Raw genomic sequence first — 19,081 nt, forward strand, 5'->3', positions numbered from 1 at the left:
CAGATGCAGAGCGAGCCGGGCTGCCGCTTCTGCCTCGCCAATAATTTGCTGGTCGACACGCCGTGGCTTGAGAGCGATCATTTCTTCTGCCTCGGCAGCATCGATCCCCTTAGTCCCCACGGCATTATGATCATCCCACGGCGCCACAGCGAAACGCCGTTCGAGCTGAATGCTGCCGAATGGGCCGGCATGGGCGAGATGATGGCCAAAGCCAGTGAGCGGCTGGCTCCGCACGGACCTGACGGTTTCACCGTCGGATGGAACGTCGGCGCCGTCGGCGGCCAGAGCGTCTTTCACACCCACATGCACATTATTCCCCGCTTCAAGGGCGAGATCAACGAGGGCGCCGGCCTGCGCCGCGTGCTCCGCCCCGTCAAACTACTGGATGCAGACGCATGACCCGCGCCGTTTTCCTCGATGTTGATGGCGTGCTGGTGCACGGCTATCACGCCCGCCCTGACCTCCAGCAGCGCTGGGACGAAACCCTGCTCGCCGATCTCGGCGTCGATCCCCAGCGCTTCCGCGACGAGTTCATCTATGACGTCTTCATCAAGAAGGTGATCATCGGCGAAATATCGTTGATCCACGCACTGGAACGGCGCCTGCCCTCGATGGGCTTCAGGGGCTCACCCATGATGTTCGCGCACTATTGGATGACCCACGACACCAAGCTCAATCACCCGCTGCTGGCGCTGGTCAAACAGCTCAAGCAACGCGATGACTTGACGCTCTACGTCGCTACCAACCAGGAGCACATGCGCGCCCTCTGGCTCTGGCAGCAATTGGGCATGAGCGAGCTGTTCGAAGACATTTTCTATTCCGCCCGCATTGGCGCGATAAAGCCAGCGCCCGCTTATTTCGATTTCATCATGGCCCGCATTGGCCCCCAGTCCGAGCCGCCGCTGTTCTTCGACGATACGCCTAAAGTCATCACCGGCGCCCGCGCGGCCGGCTGGGACGCCGTGCAATTTGACACCATCGACGATTTCACCAGCCATCCCTGGATCGCCGAACGGCTGGCGCTGTAAACACCCAATTCACCCGCAGTTCATCCCCGCTCCGCCAGAACACGGCATCGCCACTGGCCCGGAGCCAAAATGATCCGCCTCGTCATCATCGCCACCCTGCTCGCCCTTTGCGCCCCCACCGCCTTCGCTCAGGCGACCGCGCCGGACGAGGCGCTCGAGTGCCACGCCAATGACCTGCACTACGTCATCGGCATCCCCTCTGCCGACGGCGGCACCAGCTACCGCGTCGGTGACTTCACCGGGCCGGACCAGACCAATACCTGTAGCATGGACGCGCCCTTCACCCGCGAATTCGTCGCCGAGGACGGCAACCGGCTCTCTTTCCAGGCCATCTCCGACGACCTGCTGGTGCTCGCCGAATCCACCGGCCCGCAATATTTCCTAGAGGTCTATAATCTGGAGCCGTCCGGCCCGATCCTGAAAGCCGATGCCCAGGACGTGGAAATCTCCGAGCTTGGCATTCACTATTATGCGCCCGCAGGCCCCGCCACCCCGCAGACCTGCCCGCGCTACGACGAACTCACCGCGGGGGGCATGGGCGCCATCATCGGCGAGGAACGCTTTTACGCCTTCACCACCGCATCGATCGTACCCGGCAAGGGCACGCGGTGCTACCAGACCCCATGATCACAGCATCGGTAATTGCCGATGAAACCCTCGACAGCGCCGCTTTGAAGTCCTATTTATGGACCAACAATTTCCCGGCCCTCCCCCGGACCCCAGAAAGGCAGCGACCCATGACCGATATCAACGCGTTCATCGACGAGAAGGTGAAGAGCAACGACGTGTTCCTGTTCATGAAGGGCTCGCCGGACTTTCCGCAGTGCGGCTTTTCGGGCCAGGTCGTGCAGATCCTGAACTATCTGGGCCTCGACTATGGCAGCGCCAATGTGCTCGAAAGCGCTGAACTGCGCGACGGCATCAAGGCCTATACCAACTGGCCGACCATTCCCCAGCTCTACGTCAAGGGTGAGTTCGTCGGCGGCGCCGATATCGTGCGCGAGATGTTCCAGGCCGGCGAATTGCAGAGCCACCTCGAAGCCGCCGGCATCCCGGTCAAGCAGACCGCCTGATTTTAATGTGACGGAATTGAAAACGCCGGTCCAATGGGCCGGCGTTTTGTTTTCATCGACGCAAATCTCTCCTATCCGCAGCCCTTCCCACGGGCTTCTGCGAGAGGCACCGAGTTTTATGGTGTGCTGCGAGTGACCCGCGGATCAAGTCCGCGGGAAGAATAGGCTAACCCTGCGCCTTCACGTCCGCCGAAAACCGCAATTCCCGCAGCGGGCGCACGCGATCCGTCGCCTTGGCGTAAGTCGGATGCGCCTTATACGCCGCCAGCGCCGCCGCATCCTCGAATTCGGCATAGACCACCACGTCGATCTCGTTGGAGATCTGGTCAACCTTGGAATTGCGCGTCACCTCGAAATGGCGCGAATGCGGAATGGTGCCAAGCAGCATCAGCCCCTCGCAGATCGCGTCCAGATTATCGTTGGATTTGGCGGTGAAAAATACGATGTGACGGATCAAAGTAGATGCTCCTGGCGCAGCGGTCTTGTCCCCGCGATTGACGCAAGCGTCAACCCTCATCAACGGCCTTGATAGATCCCATTCAGCAAATGCGCTTTGCGACACGCCGCCGCAGGGGTAGGTAACGTGTCCAATCTGGATGCGCCCCATGCCCAACACCACGCTTCGCCCCGCAGTGCCACTGCTCCTGCTGATTATCGCCGGCTGCGCCATCGCCGCCATCGGCAACGGCATCCGCACCAGCTTTGGCCTGTTCACCCTGCCGATGACGGCTGATCTCGGCCTGACGCGCGAGGGCTATGCCATGGCCATGGCGATCCAGAACCTGGCCTGGGGCATTGCCCAGCCGTTCGCCGGCAATTTCGCCGATCGCGTCGGCACCGGCCGCACCATCGCGCTCGGCGCGCTGATCTACGCCACCGGCGTTATTCTCACCGCCTTCTCGCCCAGCGCCAGCCTGCTCATCCTCACCGCCGGGATCATCACCGGTACCGGCATCGCCATTTGCTCATTCAGCGTGGTGATGGCCGCGTTCGGGCGCTCCGTGCCCGCCGAAAAGCGCCCGATGATCTTCGGCATCGCCACCGCCGCGTCCTCCTTCGGCCAGTTCGCTTTCGCCCCCATCAGCCAGGGTTTTATCAATGCCTTCGGCTGGCAGACCGCGCTGGTCTATCTCGGCATGCTGCTGCTGCTCATCGTCCCGCTGTCCTTCGTGCTACGCGGCCGCACCGAAAGCACGCCCGGTCAGGCCGACCTGCCATTCATGGAAGCTCTGTCGAAAGCCTGGGGCCACGGCTCCTATCGCCTGCTGGTCATCGGCTTCTTCGTCTGCGGCTTCCACCTTGCCTTCATCAACGTGCACATGCCCGCCTATCTGGTACAATGCGGCCTGTCGCCTGAAGTCGGCTCCTGGGCTATCGCGGTCATCGGCCTGTTCAACATTGTGGGCTCCCTGCTCGCCGGCTATCTCGGCTCCCGCATGCCCAAGCAGATGCTGCTCGCCTCGATCTATTTCCTGCGCGCCGTCGCCATCGCGGCGTTCCTCTTGATCCCGGTCAGCGAGTTCACCGCCTACGCCTTTGCCGCCGCCATGGGCCTGCTCTGGCTCTCGACCGTCCCGCTGACCGCCGGCCTCGTCAGCCTGTTCTTCGGCCCGCGCTATATGGGCATGCTCTATGGCGTGGCGTTCTTTTCCCACCAGCTCGGCTCCTTCACCGGCGTCTGGCTGGGCGGTTATGTGTTCGACGTTACCGGCTCCTACAGCTTGGTCTGGTATCTCGGCATTCTGCTTGGCCTCGGCTCCGCCGCCATCCACCTGCCCATTCACGAGCGTGGCGCCAAGGCGTTCGCCGTCACACCATTGCCGGCCTGAGCCAACGGGTTACGACCAAAGTCTGACTCATTTTCGCAACGCTGCCATGATCCATCGGCTTTTGCCGATGCTCAGGGTTGCCAAACCATCCCGCCGGGTTCAAGGTCCGCGCAATATTGAGCCGCCTCCCCGGCCGCCCCTTTTCGAGTTTCATTCATGTCCAGCCACTTGACGCGGGTCCTCTCCCGCCCCGAATTCATTGCCTTGATGGCTGCGCTGATGGCGCTGAACGCCCTCGCCATCGACGTCATGCTGCCCGCTTTGCCTTACATGGGCGAAGCCCTCGGCATCTCCAGCGAGAACGAACGCCAGTTCGTCATTACCGCCTATATGCTCGGCATGGGCATTGCCCAGCTTGCCTTTGGCCCGCTCTCGGATCGCTTCGGCCGCCGTGCGCCCCTGTTCATCGGCATTGCTGTCTATGTAGCCGCCGCTTTCGCCGCCGCCTTTGCGCCTAGCTTCGCCATCCTGCTCGCTTTGCGCTTCACCCAGGGCGTCGGCGCCGCGGGTACGCGCGTGATCGCCACTTCGATCGTGCGCGACATGTATTCGGGCCGCGCCATGGCCGAGGTCATGTCGCTGACCTTCATGGTCTTCATGGCCATTCCAATCGTCGCGCCGGGCATCGGCCAGCTCCTGCTGCTCACCGGGCCGTGGCAATATATCTTCCTGTTCATGGCCGGCCTCGCCACCATCTTCGGCCTCTGGGGCTTTTTGCGCCTGCCCGAAACCCTGGCCATCGGCAATCGTCGTCCGCTGACCTTCAAGGCCGTCGCTGACGGCTTCCGCATCGTCTGCACCAACCGCGTCGCCTTCTCGTACGGCTTGGCCGGCATGTTCCTGTTCGCCGCCCTGTTTGGCTTCATCAGCTCGGCCCAGCAGGTCTATGTCGATATCTATGGTCTGGGCGTCTATTTCCCCGTCGCCTTCGCCGCCATGGCTGCGCTGATGTCGGTGTCGTCCTTCACCAATTCGCGCATCGTCAGCCGCCTCGGCATGCGCCGGCTCTCGCACTTCGCCATTTTGGTCTATACCGGCGTCGCCGCCATCTGGCTGGGCCTCTCCATTGCCGGCTTCATGCCGCTCTGGCTGTTCTTCCCGCTGCTGGCGATTATCATGTTCGCCTTTGGCTGGGCCGCTTCGAACATGAATTCGCTCTCCATGGAGCCTCTCGGCGCCGTTGCCGGCACCGCCTCATCGGTGTTCGGCTTCATCCAGACCGTGGGCGGCGCCGTGATCGGCAGCTATATCGGGCAGCAGTTCAACGGCACCGTCGTGCCCGTCGCCGCCGGCTATTTCGTGATGGGCGTGCTGACCCTGGTCTGCGTGCTGGTCGCCGAAAACGGCAAGCTCTTTGGCGTGGGCACCGAATATGCCCACACCGACATGAGCCAGCACGCGGCGCACTGAGTTCAGTCGGGGCGGCCCGCCGCCTCGACCTCCCCACGATCGGCGTAAACGTGGTCAACTATGCCCCAGGTCTTGGCTTCCTGTGGCGTCATGAAGTTATCCCGCTCCAGCGCCGCCTCGACCTCCTCATAGGTCCGTCCGCAATGCTTGGAATAGAGCGTGTGCATGCGCCGCTTCAGCCGCTCGCTCTCCTGGGCATGGATCATGATATCGGTGACCTTGCCCTGATAGCCGCCGCTGGGCTGATGCAGCATGATGCTGGCATTGGGCAGGCAGACCCGGCTTCCTGCAGCCCCGCCCATCAGCAGGAACGAGCCTGCCGACATCGCCATGCCCATGCACAGTGTGCCCACCGGGGCCTTGATGAATTGCATCGTGTCGTACATCGCCAGCGCCGAGGTCACGACGCCGCCGGGTGAGTTGATATAGAGGCTGATCTCCTTGGCCGGATTTTCGGCCTCGAGGAACAGCAACTGCGCGCAGACCAGCGAGGCCATATTGTCCTCGATTTCGCCATTGACGAAAATGATCCGCTCCCGCAACAGCCGCGAGTAGATATCGAACGAGCGTTCCCCCCGGCTGGATTGTTCCACCACCATGGGGACGAGTTGCATCATGTCGCGCATCGGCGATCTCCGTTCAGAAGTTGAGTTGAAATTTTCCGGGTGGCGAGATGACCTCCATGGCCCCTCCCCACCTCCCTTCCCGCGGGCTTGACCCGCGGGCCACTCACCGCTCACACCGTGCTGCCAAAGGCCCCCGGATCAAGTCCGGGGGAAGCGCGGTGGTTGTGGAAGACTCATCAGGCCGCCATCAGCATCGGCGTATTCCCGTTCGCCGCCACCGGCAGCGCCATCGGTGCATGCGTCAGCCGAAACCACGTCCCGCCATCGCTCATCGGCGTGATCTCAAACGTCACCAAGCTGTCCTCGGCCCCCACGATGGCGCCCTGCCCGCTGTCGCGCCAGCGATAGGTCAGCGACTTGTTCTCTTCCGAGGTCACCACCGCCAGATCGATGTTCTCGGCAGTCGGCTTCAGCCACCGCTCCAGATATTCCGGAATGCTCAGCGCCCGCCAAACCTTCTCGGGCGGCGCGTCCAGCGCGCATTCGAACACCAGCGCGTCCTCGTCGGTCGTCATTGGTCCATCTCCTTGAGCAAGTCCTTGAGCGCATCGATCCGCTCCGGCCAAAAGGCCCGATACCGCGCCAGCCACGCATGCAGCGGCGCCATGCCATCAGGCTCCACCCGGTAATGCGCAAACCGCCCGGCCCGCCGCTCGCTGACCAGCCCTGCCCCGCGCAACACGGCCAGATGCTGGCTCATCGCCGGCTGCGAAATGGCAAAGCCCTCGCGCAATTCCGTGGCGGTCATCTCGCTGCCGGCCAGCCGCTCCAACACCGCCCGCCGGGTCGGATCGGCCAGTACTTTGAAAATCTCTGCTTCGCTCATGATCATACATAAGCACAGACTTATGCGTCGCGCAAGCTTCCCCAATCAATGCCATTTTCACCCGCCGCGCGAACGCGCTACAGCTTGATGCAGCTAAGGAATCACCGGCGGAGACGACGACATGGCCTACGTATCGGGGCGCACCTACCTAGCCATTCCCGGCCCCTCCGTCGCTCCGGATCGTGTGCTGTCGGCCATGCACCGCGCCGCGCCCAATATCTATGAGGGCGAAATCGTCGAGATGACCCATGGCATCATCGCCGATCTCAAGCGTGTCGCCGTCACCACCCAGCACGTCGCCATCTATATCGCCAACGGCCACGGCGCCTGGGAAGCCGCCAATGCCAACATGTTCTCGCGCGGCGACCGGGCCCTGCTGGCCGCCACCGGCCGCTTCGGCCATGGCTGGTCCGAACATGCCCGCCGCATGGGCATCGATGTCGAAATGATCGATTTCGGCAAGAACGCACCGGTGGACCCCGCCCGCGTTGCCGAAGCCCTCCAGGCCGATACCAATCACACCATCCGCGCCGTCCTGATGACCCATGTCGATACCGCCTCCACCGCGCGTAGCGACATCGCCGCCGTCCGCGCCGCCATCGATTCGACTGGTCACCCCGCGCTCCTCGCCGTCGACGCCGTGGCCTCGCTCGCCTGCGATGAGCTGCATATGGACGAATGGGGTATCGATGTCGTCGTCGGCGCCAGCCAAAAGGGCCTGATGCTGCCGCCTGGCCTGGGCTTCCTCTGGTTCTCCGACAAGGCGCTGGAAGTCTCCAGAACCGCCGATCTCGTCAGCCCCTATTGGGACTGGAAGCCGCGTGGAACCGGCACCGAGTTCTGGCAGTTTTTCGGCGGCACCGCCCCGACGCACCACCTCTACGGCCTGCGCGAATCGCTCACCATGCTGTTGGACGAGGAAGGCCTGCCCAATGTGTGGCGCCGTCACGAAACCCTCGCCAGCGCCGTCTGGGCCGCCTTCGACGCATGGAGTACGACGGGCAATATCGCTCTCAACATGACGGACCCAGCCGCGCGTGGCCGCTCCGTCACCGCTGCCCGCATCGCCAATGGCGGCGCCGGTTCCCTGCGCAAGTGGCTCGAAACCGAAGCGGGCGTCACCCTGGGCATTGGCCTCGGCATGGCCCTGCCCACCGATCCCGCCTACGCCGATTTCCTGCGCGTCGCCCATATGGGCCACGTCAACGCCCACATGACCCTAGGCGTCCTCGCCACCATGGAAGCCGGCCTGCAGGCGCTGGACATTCCGCATGGCTCGGGGGCGCTGGAGGCGGCGGCGTGGGCTATTGCCCGCGGTGCGGCATCTAAACCGTAAACACCTCGCGCCGCAGCGTCTCCCAGCTCTCCCGGTCGCTCGCCACAAGCAGCCCGCCACCGCGATGCTCGGCCCGATATTTGGTGCCGTCCAGCCGCGCCACATGCCCACCGGATTCGGCGCAGATCAGCGTGCCCGGAACATGATCCCACGGCATCAGCTTGTTGTAGAACAGGTAATTCAGATGCCCGCCGGCCGCCATGCGGTATTCCTGCCCGGCGCAGCGGAAGCTCGACGACACCCGCACCTTGGCAAGATTGGTGAGCACCCCAGCGCGCTGCTCCAGTGGCAGATAGAACGGCGATGCCATCCCGGTCATCTGCTCCAGCGGCAGGGGCGCGGCAAACTGTTGACGCACCGTCGAGCCATCCGGCCGCCGCAGCCATGCGCCACTGCCCTTCTCGGCCAGCACCCAGTCGTCGCCCATCGGATCGTAGATGATCCCGCCGACCGTCTCGCCCTTGACCACCACGCCCGCCATCACCGCAAACAGCGGCACCCCGGCGGCAAAGTTGGACGTACCGTCCACAGGATCGAGGAAGATCGCCAGATCGGCGCCCACCGAACGATCCAGCACGGATGCGTCGGCGGACACCGCCTCTTCACCCACCACCATAGCCTCTGGCCAGAGCGTGTTGATCGCCGCCGTGATGACCCGCTCAGCCTCGGTGTCGGCCTCCGTCACCAGATCGATGGCCTCGGTCTTCTCGTGCACCATGCTGGCATCCAGCCGACGAAACCGCGGCAGAATCTCCGCGTGAGCCGTTTCGCGTAACAGCTCGGCCAGCTTAACAATATCCACGCTCACTCAGTCGCCCTCCGGTCGAGCAGTCCGGCAAAATCGAACAGCTTTGGGTCCAGCAAATGGCTGGCATTAACGTTCCCTAGCGCACGGATCATGACATCCTTGCGACCCGGCATCCGCTTTTCGATGTCACCCAGCATTGCCTTCATCGCATTGCGCTCCAGCCCATCCTGGCTGCCGCACAGATCGCAGGGGATGATCGGAAACGCCATAGCATCCGAGAATTTCTGCAGGTCGTCCTCGGCACAATAGATCAGCGGCCGAAGCACCTCGACCGTGCCCTCGTCGTTCAGCAATCGCGGCGGCATTGCCGCGAGCTTGCCGCCATGAAACAGGTTCATGAAGAAGGTTTCGAGGCTGTCGTCGCGGTGGTGTCCCAGCACCAGCGCCGAACAGCCCTCCTCCCGCGCGATGCGATAGAGATTGCCCCGCCGCAGCCGCGAACACAGCGAGCAATAGGTCGCCCCTGCCGGCAGCTTGTCGGTGACGATGGAATAGGTGTCCCGATATTCGATCCGGTGCTCGATCCCCAATCCGGTCAAGAATTCGGGCAGGATATGCTTGGGAAAATTCGGCTGCCCCTGGTCCAGATTGCACGCTAGCAGTTCAACCGGCAACAGCCCGCGCCATTTGAGATCCAGCAGGATCGCCAGCAGTCCGTAGCTGTCCTTGCCGCCCGATAAAGCCACCAGCCACTTTTCGCCCGCCCGCGCCATGGCGAACTTCTCGATAGCCTCGCGGGTATTGCGGATCAGCCGCTTGCGCAGTTTGTTGAACTCCACCGATCGCGGCGCCCTGGCATAAATTGGATGCGCGCCACCCTCGGTTTCGGATTCATCAAGGGGCCGCTCGGCCAAGTCCATATCGCTCATGGTCGAAACTCTCCGCATCGCGCCCCGTTGCTGATACCGCCTCCCCCGCCGCAGGGAAAGAGCAAGCGCGCCCGAACCTTACGGCGAATTCATTCCGCCGTTCTTGCTTATGCCGATTTGTGTCCGCTAGATGACAGCAGTTCATCGACACCCAGGAGTTTGCCCGGTGTTCCGTTCGTTCTTTCCCGCGCCAAAGATATTCTTCACGTCTGCCGCGCTGTGGATCGCGCTGACGATGCTAATCTGGTTCACTATCGGGGGTGCCATCGAGCCCTATCTTAGCCTCGGTCCTTGGCTGAGCATTCCCGTCACCGAAGCCAATCCAGCCCCCTTCTTCAACAGCGACAAGGTTTGGCTCTACCAATATGTGATCGTCGCCGGATATTTGTTCTGCGTGCCGTGGTTCTTTTTCAACGACAACCGCCGCTGGTATTGGTGGAGCGTCGTCGGCACGGTTACTATTATTGAGGTGGTTTATTTCAACGTCCAAGTCAGCGCTTGGCTGAACGATTGGTATGGCTCCTTCTATGACCTGATTCAAACAGCACTCGATCCGGCAAAGAAAGGCACGGTGACTCTCGATCAATACTTTGGACAGATCGCTACGGTGGCTATCGTCTTCGCCGCCAACGTTCTAGTCCTTGTGATCAACGCCTTCCTCAATGCGCATTATTTGCTGCGCTGGCGCCGGGCGATGACGTTTTACTACATGGCAAACTGGCCGCAGGTGCGCACCATCGAAGGCGCCGCCCAGCGCGTACAGGAGGATACTCAGAACTTCTCATCGATCGTGGAGGGGTTGGGGCTCAACATAATCTCGTCGTTCATGACGTTGATCGTGTTCCTGCCCATCCTGTGGAATCTATCGAGCCACATCATCGATATTCCGATATTTGGCGCGGTGCAGGGCAGCCTGGTGTGGCTGGCGCTGTTCCAGGCAATCTTTGGAACCGTGCTGTTTGCAGTCGTTGGCATCCGCCTACCAGGTCTCAACTTTGCCAACCAGCGCGTAGAGGCAGCCTTCCGTAAGGAATTGGTCTATGGCGAGGACAATGGCGGTCGGGCAGATCCAGTCACTGTGCGCGAGCTCTTTCAAAACGTTCAGCGCAATTACTTCCGCATCTATTTCCACTACACCTACTTCAACGTCGCCCGCTACGCGTTCATCAACTCCTCGCAGTTCTTTCCTTACCTCGCCATGGGTCCAACGGTGATCGCGGGGGCGCTCACCTTTGGTTTGTTCCAGCAAATCCTCTCGGCCTTCGGTCAGGTGGCTGACTCATTCAGCTTCCTGATGAATTCGTGGACCACAATCATCAACCTCATCTCGATCTATCAGCGTCTACGCGGCTTTGAAAAACAGATCCCGGCCAAGACAAAGATTTTCGCCAACGACTATGACGACCCCCGTTTTCTAGACTCGCGCAATATTTTCGTCGATCCCATCCCACCCAGCCCTGCGCTCTGATCGGTGACGGGCAGGTCACGGGTGGTTCTCTAAAAGGCGCCACTCGATAACCTGAAAAACAAAAGGGCCGCTCCGAGGAGCGGCCCTTTCCAATTCTAGATCGATCGAAAACCCGTATGGAGCTTCGTTCCCGTGAGTCAGCTGGTGTGGTCTTCGAGAACCGGAGCGGAACGTACGTTTGGTACGTGAGCACCGGAAGCGCAGAAGACCGCGCCAGATGGCCGCCGGAGCAGAAGCTCCGGGCGGGTTTTTAGCGCGAGTAGAATTCGACGACCAGGTTCGGTTCCATCTGGACCGGGTACGGCACGTCCGACAGAGCGGGAACGCGCACGAAGGTCGCGGTCATCTTGTTGTGGTCGACTTCGACATATTCCGGCACATCGCGCTCAGCCAGCTGCACGGCTTCGAGCAGCACGGTCAGCTGCTTGGAGCGATCGCGCACTTCCACCTTATCGCCAACCTGAACCTGATAGGACGGGATGTTGACGCGCTTGCCGTTGACCAGGACATGGCCGTGGGAAACGAACTGACGGGCAGCGAACACGGTCACCACGAACTTGGCGCGATAGATGATCGCGTCCAGACGGCTCTCGAGCAGGCCGATCAGGTTCTCGCCGGTGTCGCCCTTGACGCGGGCAGCTTCGGAATACAGGCGCTTGAACGCTTTTTCGGTGATCGAGCCGTAATAGCCCTTAAGCTTCTGCTTGGCGCGGAGCTGCAGACCGTAATCGCTCAGTTTGCCCTTGCGGCGCTGACCATGCTGGCCGGGGCCATAGGCACGGGCATTGAGCGGGCTCTTCGGACGGCCCCAGATATTCTCGCCAAGACGGCGATCGATTTTATGCTTTACTGAACTGCGCTTCGACATCGCGTATCCTTTTCAAAAGTCGAATGGATCGCGCCCTCCTCTGCCATCCGGAAACCGGATGACCGACAGATCCCAAATATATGAGGAGATCCCGGGTGCGCCTAGGGGCCATGAGGCCCGGATAGGTAGCGGCGTCATATAAGCGACATGGGTCGAAGTCAAGCCGGTCAGGCTTTGGCGATTGGCTCGACGATGCCATCGTGCACCATTTTGCGGTCAAGCGTCTTCTGTTCGCGCAGGCCGGGGAAAATCTGGCTCCAGATGCCGGCTACCGCCATGGCGCCAAAGCCCCCGATCACCACTGCCCCGACCGGCCCGATGAAATGCGCCACCGTTCCCGCCCGGAACTCGCCCAATTCGTTGGAGGCCCCGATGAACACCGAATTGACCGCGTTGACGCGCCCACGCACCTCTTCGGGCGTCCACAACTGCATGATGGTCTCGCGAATCGTCACGCTCACCATGTCCGATGCGCCCACCAGGGCGAGCGCCGGGATCGAGACCCACAACGACGTCGAGACTCCAAACACCATCGTGAATGCCCCAAACAGCGCCACGAAAACGAACAAAATCCGCCCGGCAAAGTTGCGGATTGGAAACTTGGTCAGGTACAGCGCCATCACGATCGCCCCAAGACCCGGCGCTGCCCGCAGCAACCCATTGGCAATCGAGCCGCCATGCAGGATGTCGGTGGCATAGATCGGCAACATGGCCACCGCGCCGCCCATCAGCACGGCAAACATGTCGAGCGAAATGGCGCCCAGCACCACCTTGTTGGCGAAGATGTATTTGAACCCGCCCAGTAGGGTTTCAACGCTGGTCGCCTGATGCGACTCGCGCTTCGGCGGCTGCGGTATCAGCATCACACTGACGATCGCGCAGGCGAGCAAGACTGCCCCGGTGCCAAAAGCGACCACGGGGCCAAAGCTGTAAAGCACCCCACCCAGTGCTGGGCCGGCAATCGAAGCAAACTGCCAGGCGGAGGCATTGACCGTTATGGCATTGGACAGCGCCTCGGACGGCACCAGGTTGGGCGCCAGCGACTGCGCCGCCGGTCCCCAAAACGCACGTGCGGTACCCAGCACCACCAAAATCACGAACAGCGGCGCGATTTCATGGGCTTGGGCATTGGAGAACAGCAGGAAACTGATCGCACAGGCAAGTTCCACGCAGAGGCAAATTGCCATGATGCGGCGACGATTGAACCGGTCGGCGACGAGGCCCGTCACCAAGATCAAAACCAGCGCGGGCAAGAACAGACATAGCCCCACCAGCCCCAAAAGCAGCGGCTCGCGCGTCACCATGTAAATCTGGTAGCCGATGGACACCGACATGATCTGCACGGCGAAACTGACCAGCAGCGTGGTCAGCCAGAAAAACCGGAAGCCGATATAGGAAAAGGCTTGTCTGCTTTTATCGTGGGGGGCGAGCGTACTCATGGCACAAGCCCATCGCACGACCTTTTGCCGCAGTCAAAGGCGGAACTGCCCAAATGCGTCTGCCCCGCCCGATTCCTAGGTTTTGTCACCCTGCGGCTTCTGTCGGTTGGGATTGGGCCGCTCATGCTTGCGGTCGATGGATGAAATCACCCCGCGCAGGGTGCGGATTTCCTGACTGGTGAACTGCCCCCGCGCCAGCATGGTGCGCAGATTGTTGACCACCGTCGGCCGCTTGTCCGGCGCAGTGAAAAATCCGGAGCGGTCCAGCGTATCCTCCAGATGCCCGAACAAGCCCACTAGTTCCTCGCGCGGCGCCGTGTCGGCCATAGTGTCGCCGAACGGCAGCGCGCTGCCCGCAGCGCTATGCCGCCGCCACTCATAGGCCATCAGCAGCACCGCCTGCGCGATATTGAGCGAGGCGAAAGCCGGCTCAACGGGCAGCGTCACGATCGCGTCCGCCAGCGCCACTTCCTCGTTCAGCAGGCCCCAGCGCTCCCGACCGAACAGCAGGCCCGCGCCATGGCCGGCGCCAATATGCGCCGCCAGCCGCGTTGCCGCTTCATCTGGGCCGAACACCGTCTTCTGCAAATCGCGCGAGCGCGCCGTGGTGGCATAGACCAGCGTTAGATCGCCGATCGCCGCTTCCAGCGTCTCGAACACCCGCACCCGCTCCAGCACATGGTCGGCGCGGGAGGCGGCGTTGATGGCTTCTTCATTGGGCCAGCCGTCGCGCGGGCGCACCAGCCGCAGGTCCCACAGTCCGAAATTGGCCATGGCCCGGGCGGTGGTACCGATATTCACACCAAGCTGCGGCTCGCACAAAATTACCGCCGGTCCGGGCGCTAGAACGATCTCGATCGATGAATCTGTACCAGCCATGTCGCCTCATCCTGCGGATAGAGGCGCACATAGCGCATTTGCCAATGCCAACGCAAATGGATGGCTAGGCGACCCGGTGGCGCGGCGGCAAGTCCTTGACCTTCGTCGACCGCTGCCATTCACGATCGAGGATGGCAAAATGCAGTTCCTCGTCCCATTCGCCTTGGAACAGCGCGTGTTCGCGATAATGCGCCTCGAGCCGCATGCCCATCTGCTGCAGCAGCTTGATCGAATGGTGGTTGCGACCGTCGCACCGCGTGAAAATCCGATGGATGCGATAATGCTCGAACGCCAGGTCGAGCAGCGCCGAAATCGCCTCATTGGCATAGCCTTGCCCCGAATAGCTGGGGTTGATGACGAAGCGGACTTCGCCCTGCCCCGCTGTCGCGTCGGACCAATGCAGCGACACGTGCCCGATGATCTGCTGGTCACCCTTGCGCACCATGGCCAGCGTCAGCGTATCGCCCGGCCGCTGCAGGCTGACATGCCCGCGCATAATGTTGAGTGCCGCGGCAACTTCGGAGCGGTCGCGCGTCCGGCTGAAGACATAGCGCTGCACCGTGGGCAGTGCATGATAGGCGGCTACGCCCTCGATATCGCCGCGCTCAAACGTCCGAAGGATCAACCGATCCGTCTGCACCGGTAAAATGGAATTGGTCATCTTGGCACGATCCTCCCGCACATCGTCGTAAGCCCAAGTCAAGAACGCGACCTCGGCTGCGGAAGTTCCTGCTGCGATTGGGAATAACTTGCTAACCGGCGAGACTGGAATCGATACCAAACACTACCGGTCGTCCGCTCATTCCGGCCGCGCCTGCCATTCCCGGCGCAGGATGGCGTAGATGAACTCCTCGTCCCACTCCCCTTTCACAATAGAGTGCTCGCGGAAATGCGCCTCCCGCCGCATGCCCAGCCGTTCCATCAGGCGCGATGATGCCAGATTGCGGGCGTCGCAGCGCGCCATCGCCCGGTGCATGTCACCGGGGCCGAAAGCCAGGTCCAGCAAGGCGCGCGCCGCCTCGGTGGCAAAGCCCCTGCCATGGTGATCCGGACTGAAAATCCAGCCAAGCTCGCATTGCCGCGCCTCGACACTGCGCCAGATCAGCGAAACCTCGCCAATGAGCTGGCCGGTGGCCCGCTCGTCGACCGCCAGGATGATCTTGTCGTCATTGACTTCCAGCGCCACTTGCCCGATGCGCTGCTGCACCGCCATGGCGCATTCCTCGCGGCTCAGCGCCACGTCGAACAGGTAGCGGGCGACATCTTCCCGCCGGCGATAGGCATAAACGGCCTCGACGTCGCCGCGCGTGAAAGGCCGCAACCGCAGCCGTTCCGTCAGCACCGGATAGTCCGGATAAAGCGTCATGCGAGCCCCCAAGTGTCGCGACGCACTTTTGCCAGTGCGTCGCGCAATTGCAAGGGCCCAAGGATTAGCCGGCGCGGCTGAACACCAGCGCCGCATTGACGCCACCAAAGCCGAAGGCGTTGACCAGCACGTGGCGCAAATCCTTGGCCTTGGCCGTGTGGGGCACCAGATCGAAGCGGTTTGCGTCCTCGTCGGGTTGGTCCAGGTTGAGCGTGGCGGGAACCATGCCGTGGCGGATAGCTTCGATCGAAAAGATTGCCGCCAGAGCGCCAGCTGCACCCAGCAAATGCCCGGTCGCCGACTTGGTGGCGCTGACCGCAAGGTCCTTGCCCCGTCCTTCGAATACCGTGCCGATCCCAGCGATTTCCGCTGCGTCGCCCACTTCAGTTGAGGTGGAGTGCGCGTTGACGTAGTCGATATCTGCCGGCGTCAGCCCGCCCATCTTGAGCGCATTGCGCATCGCCGTGATTGCCCCCTCGCCGTCCGGCGAGCCGGAGGTGAGGTGATAAGCATCCGCCGAGGTGCCATAGCCGGACAGCACGGCCAGCGGGGTCGCGCCGCGCGCCTTGGCGTGGCTGAGCTTTTCGATAACCAGGATCGCCGAGCCTTCGGACAGCACGAAGCCATCGCGCTTGGCGTCGAATGGACGCGAAGCCTTGGTCGGATCGTCGTTATGCGCCGATGACAGCGCTCGCAACGCACCGAATCCACCGATGGAGATCGGATCAACCGAGCCCTCGGCACCACCCACGATAGCCACATCGGCCTCCCCGGTCATGATCAGGCGCATGCCATCGCCGATGGCCTGGGCCGAAGCCGCACACGCCGTCACCGGCGCGCCCAGCGGGCCCTTGAAGCCGTATTTGATCGACACCCAACCCGCCGCCAGGTTGGCCAGGAAGGACGGCACCGTGAACGGCGACAGCCGCCGCGGCCCGCGCTCGGCGATCAGCTGCGCCGCCTTTGCCATTACCGGCGAGCCACCCACGCCCGAGCCAATGATCGTCGCTGTCGCGCGGCGATCTTCGTCGGTTTGCGGCGCCCAGCCCGATTGAGCAATCGCCTCGGCGGCCGCGACAAGTCCATACTGGATGAACAGGTCCATCTTCTTGACGTCCTTGGGATCGACCGCCACCAGCGGATCGAACCCCTCTGGGTCCTTGTCCTTGGTCGGCACCAGCCCGGCGATACGCGCGGTATAGTCCGTGGTATCGAAGCGGTCGTTTTGCACGATCCCGCTCTTGCCGGCGATCAGCCGCGACCAGTTGGTCCCCACGCCGACGCCCAGCGGGCTGACAACCCCCATGCCGGTGACAACGATGGGATCATTCGGATCGGGCTTCAGCATATGGTTCTCCTGAACATGGGAAAGGATTGCGATCGACCGCTCTTGCGGTAATCAGATTTGGGGAAGTCTCTGCAGTCCGGCAATCAACGCGTTCATCGCGTCACCGCCAAGCAATGCGTTCATCTCACTTTGCAGTCCACGCCAGACCGGCAACAGCTTGGGCACCAGCGCCGCGCCTTCTTCGCTCAGGCTGACCAGCCGTCCATTGCCCTTCTCCGCGTCACGCCCGGCGATCAGCCGTTTGCGCTCCAACAGATCCAGGTTGCGCGATAAGGTTGTCCTATCCATGGCGATCGACTTGGCGAGGTCGGTGACCGATTGACCGGGACGGGTCGACATTGTGCTCAGAATCGTGAACTGAGCCGCCGTGACACCAAATGGACGCAGTTCGCGATCATAGCGCCGCGTCACGGCCCGTGCGGCCATGCGCGTGTTCAATAGTAGACATCGCGAAAAATCATCCTGCATGGTCGCCATATAGTCGTGCATATACACGACGTCAAGTTGAACGCCAGAACGGCAAGCCCCCATGCCGACCTAGCCTTTGCGCTTTCCCACAGCGATGCTATACGGGCGCGAAGCGGGCCGATGGGCCTTTTGCAGGATTTCAGGGAGCTATTGAATGAGCAAAATCAAGGTCGCCAATCCGGTCGTCGATCTCGACGGCGACGAGATGACCCGCATCATCTGGCAGGCGATCAAGGACAAGCTGATCCATCCCTATCTCGATCTGCCGATCGAATATTACGACCTGTCGATCGAAAGCCGCGACGCCACCAACGACCAGATCACCATCGACAGCGCCCACGCCATCCAGAAATACGGCGTCGGTATCAAGTGCGCCACCATCACCCCCGATGAGCAGCGCGTCGAAGAGTTCAAGCTCAAGAAGATGTGGAAGTCGCCCAACGGCACCATCCGCAACATCCTGGGCGGCGTGATTTTCCGCGAGCCCATCATCTGCACCAATGTGCCGCGCCTGGTGCCCGGCTGGACCCAGCCGATCATCATCGGCCGCCACGCCTTCGGCGATCAGTACCGCGCCACCGATTTCACCTTCCCCGGCAAGGGCACGCTGACCATCAAGTTCACCGGCGAAGATGGCAAGGTCATCGAGCACGAAGTGTTCCAGGCCCCCGGCGCCGGCGTCGCCATGGCGATGTACAACCTCGATGCCTCGATCCGCGATTTCGCCTATTCGTCCTTCAACTACGCGCTCGATCGTGGCGTGCCCTGCTACCTCTCGACCAAGAACACCATCCTCAAGACCTATGATGGTCGCTTCAAGGACATTTTCCAGGAGATCTACGAGGCTGAGTTCAAGGAAAAATACGAAGCCAAGAAGATCTGGTACGAGCACCGCCTGATCGACGACATGGTCGCCTCCGCCCTCAAATGGAGCGGCGGCTATGTCTGGGCCTGCAAGAACTATGACGGCGACGTGCAGTCCGACATCGTCGCGCAGGGCTTCGGCTCGCTCGGCCTGATGACCTCGGTTCTGGCCACGCCCGATGGCAAGATCGTCGAGGCCGAAGCCGCCCACGGGACCGTCACCCGTCACTATCGCCAGCACCAGGCCGGCAAGGAAACCTCGACCAATTCGACCGCCTCGATCTTCGCCTGGACGCGGGGCCTGGCCCACCGCGCCAAGCTGGATGACAACGAAGCCCTCAAGAACTTCGCGCTGACACTGGAAAAGGTCACCGTCGACACCATCGAAGAAGGCAAGATGACCAAGGACCTGTCCCTGCTCGTCGGCCCCGATCAGCTCTGGCTCTCGACCATTGGCTTCCTCGACGCCATCGACCAGAACCTGCAGAAGGCCATGGCGTAAGCTTTTCGGTTTCGACTTCCGGGGCGGCGCATGGCGCCGCCCTTTTTGTTTGTCGCTGATGCCGCTAGGATGAG

The 19,081-nt window shown here is 62.0% G+C and carries 22 protein-coding genes; 9 read left to right on the forward strand and 13 right to left on the reverse strand.

The genetic code is table 11. The features are described 5' to 3' along the window. The first annotated feature begins 3 nt into the window (after window positions 1-3). From ABIB57_RS07460 to grxD, 4 genes are all read left to right on the forward strand, one after another. Window positions 4-399: an HIT family protein gene (locus ABIB57_RS07460; RefSeq protein WP_354039713.1), complete on the forward strand. Its 396-nt coding sequence runs from the start codon at window positions 4-6 to the stop codon at window positions 397-399. Further along, the gene (locus tag ABIB57_RS07465; RefSeq protein WP_354039597.1) at window positions 396-1,028 is read left to right on the forward strand and encodes an HAD-IA family hydrolase; all 633 of its coding nucleotides are present in this window, start codon (window positions 396-398) and stop codon (window positions 1,026-1,028) included. The genes ABIB57_RS07460 and ABIB57_RS07465 overlap by 4 nt, the downstream gene beginning before the upstream one ends. Window positions 1,029-1,097: 69 nt before the next feature. Further along, window positions 1,098-1,655: a hypothetical protein gene (locus ABIB57_RS07470; RefSeq protein WP_354039599.1), complete on the forward strand. Its 558-nt coding sequence runs from the start codon at window positions 1,098-1,100 to the stop codon at window positions 1,653-1,655. A gap of 110 nt (window positions 1,656-1,765) precedes the next feature. Then, on the forward strand, window positions 1,766-2,101 hold the full coding sequence (grxD, locus tag ABIB57_RS07475; protein WP_354039600.1) for a Grx4 family monothiol glutaredoxin: 336 nt from the start codon (window positions 1,766-1,768) through the stop codon (window positions 2,099-2,101). A 166-nt stretch (window positions 2,102-2,267) separates the two neighbouring features. On the opposite strand, the gene ABIB57_RS07480 is transcribed toward grxD, so the two are convergent. Continuing rightward, the gene (locus ABIB57_RS07480) at window positions 2,268-2,558 is read right to left on the reverse strand and encodes a Dabb family protein (protein WP_354039601.1); all 291 of its coding nucleotides are present in this window, start codon (window positions 2,556-2,558) and stop codon (window positions 2,268-2,270) included. A 148-nt stretch (window positions 2,559-2,706) separates the two neighbouring features. Here ABIB57_RS07480 and ABIB57_RS07485 point away from each other — a divergent pair, with 148 nt between their 5' ends. Both ABIB57_RS07485 and ABIB57_RS07490 read left to right on the forward strand, forming a co-directional pair. Further along, on the forward strand, window positions 2,707-3,930 hold the full coding sequence (locus ABIB57_RS07485) for an MFS transporter (RefSeq protein ID WP_354039603.1): 1,224 nt from the start codon (window positions 2,707-2,709) through the stop codon (window positions 3,928-3,930). 156 nt (window positions 3,931-4,086) lie between these two features. Further along, window positions 4,087-5,340 carry a multidrug effflux MFS transporter gene (locus ABIB57_RS07490; RefSeq protein WP_354039605.1) on the forward strand — a complete coding sequence of 418 codons (1,254 nt, stop codon included), beginning with the start codon at window positions 4,087-4,089 and terminating at the stop codon, window positions 5,338-5,340. 2 nt (window positions 5,341-5,342) lie between these two features. On the opposite strand, the gene ABIB57_RS07495 is transcribed toward ABIB57_RS07490, so the two are convergent. The 3 genes from ABIB57_RS07495 to ABIB57_RS07505 all read right to left on the reverse strand — a co-directional run bounded on the left by ABIB57_RS07495 (window position 5,343) and on the right by ABIB57_RS07505 (window position 6,792). Further along, window positions 5,343-5,966, reverse strand: coding sequence for an ATP-dependent Clp protease proteolytic subunit (locus ABIB57_RS07495; RefSeq protein ID WP_299744402.1), 624 nt, complete (start codon window positions 5,964-5,966; stop codon window positions 5,343-5,345). Window positions 5,967-6,142: 176 nt separating this feature from the next. Continuing rightward, window positions 6,143-6,481, reverse strand: a complete 339-nt coding sequence (locus tag ABIB57_RS07500) for an SRPBCC family protein (protein ID WP_354039607.1) — start codon at window positions 6,479-6,481, stop codon at window positions 6,143-6,145. Beyond that, window positions 6,478-6,792 (reverse strand): ArsR/SmtB family transcription factor, encoded by a 315-nt coding sequence (locus tag ABIB57_RS07505; protein ID WP_354039609.1) that lies wholly within the window; start codon window positions 6,790-6,792, stop codon window positions 6,478-6,480. Before ABIB57_RS07505 ends, ABIB57_RS07500 begins: the two co-directional genes overlap by 4 nt. A gap of 121 nt (window positions 6,793-6,913) precedes the next feature. Between ABIB57_RS07505 and ABIB57_RS07510 the strand changes: the two genes are divergently transcribed. Then, entirely contained in the window at window positions 6,914-8,128 is a 1,215-nt protein-coding gene (locus ABIB57_RS07510; protein ID WP_354039611.1) for a pyridoxal-phosphate-dependent aminotransferase family protein, read from the forward strand. Here ABIB57_RS07510 and ABIB57_RS07515 read toward each other — a convergent pair. Together ABIB57_RS07515 and ttcA are read right to left on the reverse strand one after the other, a co-directional pair. Next, on the reverse strand, window positions 8,118-8,936 hold the full coding sequence (locus tag ABIB57_RS07515; RefSeq protein ID WP_354039612.1) for an inositol monophosphatase family protein: 819 nt from the start codon (window positions 8,934-8,936) through the stop codon (window positions 8,118-8,120). The two genes, ABIB57_RS07510 and ABIB57_RS07515, sit on opposite strands and share 11 nt — an antisense overlap. Then, on the reverse strand, window positions 8,933-9,796 hold the full coding sequence (ttcA, locus tag ABIB57_RS07520; protein ID WP_354039715.1) for a tRNA 2-thiocytidine(32) synthetase TtcA: 864 nt from the start codon (window positions 9,794-9,796) through the stop codon (window positions 8,933-8,935). Before ttcA ends, ABIB57_RS07515 begins: the two co-directional genes overlap by 4 nt. Before the next feature lie 175 nt (window positions 9,797-9,971). Between ttcA and sbmA the strand changes: the two genes are divergently transcribed. Beyond that, window positions 9,972-11,273 carry a peptide antibiotic transporter SbmA gene (gene sbmA / locus ABIB57_RS07525; RefSeq protein ID WP_354039613.1) on the forward strand — a complete coding sequence of 434 codons (1,302 nt, stop codon included), beginning with the start codon at window positions 9,972-9,974 and terminating at the stop codon, window positions 11,271-11,273. Window positions 11,274-11,523: 250 nt separating this feature from the next. Here the strand turns inward: sbmA and rpsD are convergent, their stop codons facing one another. The 7 genes from rpsD to ABIB57_RS07560 all read right to left on the reverse strand — a co-directional run bounded on the left by rpsD (window position 11,524) and on the right by ABIB57_RS07560 (window position 17,662). Then, a complete protein-coding gene (gene rpsD, locus ABIB57_RS07530; protein WP_299728220.1) occupies window positions 11,524-12,141 on the reverse strand; it encodes a 30S ribosomal protein S4 in 618 nt (205 codons plus the stop codon). Between the two features lie 167 nt (window positions 12,142-12,308). After that, window positions 12,309-13,580, reverse strand: a complete 1,272-nt coding sequence (locus ABIB57_RS07535; protein ID WP_354039614.1) for an MFS transporter — start codon at window positions 13,578-13,580, stop codon at window positions 12,309-12,311. Window positions 13,581-13,655: 75 nt separating this feature from the next. Beyond that, window positions 13,656-14,459, reverse strand: coding sequence for an RNA methyltransferase (locus ABIB57_RS07540; protein WP_354039615.1), 804 nt, complete (start codon window positions 14,457-14,459; stop codon window positions 13,656-13,658). A 64-nt stretch (window positions 14,460-14,523) separates the two neighbouring features. Then, window positions 14,524-15,120 carry a GNAT family N-acetyltransferase gene (locus tag ABIB57_RS07545; RefSeq protein WP_354039616.1) on the reverse strand — a complete coding sequence of 199 codons (597 nt, stop codon included), beginning with the start codon at window positions 15,118-15,120 and terminating at the stop codon, window positions 14,524-14,526. A 138-nt stretch (window positions 15,121-15,258) separates the two neighbouring features. Then, window positions 15,259-15,825, reverse strand: coding sequence for a GNAT family N-acetyltransferase (locus ABIB57_RS07550; RefSeq protein ID WP_354039618.1), 567 nt, complete (start codon window positions 15,823-15,825; stop codon window positions 15,259-15,261). Window positions 15,826-15,889: 64 nt separating this feature from the next. Then, window positions 15,890-17,173 carry a beta-ketoacyl-ACP synthase II gene (gene fabF, locus ABIB57_RS07555; RefSeq protein ID WP_354039619.1) on the reverse strand — a complete coding sequence of 428 codons (1,284 nt, stop codon included), beginning with the start codon at window positions 17,171-17,173 and terminating at the stop codon, window positions 15,890-15,892. Window positions 17,174-17,224: 51 nt separating this feature from the next. Continuing rightward, on the reverse strand, window positions 17,225-17,662 hold the full coding sequence (locus ABIB57_RS07560) for a MarR family winged helix-turn-helix transcriptional regulator (protein ID WP_354039620.1): 438 nt from the start codon (window positions 17,660-17,662) through the stop codon (window positions 17,225-17,227). A 133-nt stretch (window positions 17,663-17,795) separates the two neighbouring features. On the opposite strand from ABIB57_RS07560, the gene ABIB57_RS07565 reads away from it, so the two are divergent. Beyond that, a complete protein-coding gene (locus ABIB57_RS07565) occupies window positions 17,796-19,007 on the forward strand; it encodes an NADP-dependent isocitrate dehydrogenase (protein WP_354039622.1) in 1,212 nt (403 codons plus the stop codon). Window positions 19,008-19,081: the final 74 nt, after the last annotated feature.

The sequence above is a fragment of the Devosia sp. UYZn731 genome (assembly GCF_040546795.1).
Classification (GTDB): Bacteria; Pseudomonadota; Alphaproteobacteria; order Rhizobiales; family Devosiaceae; genus Devosia.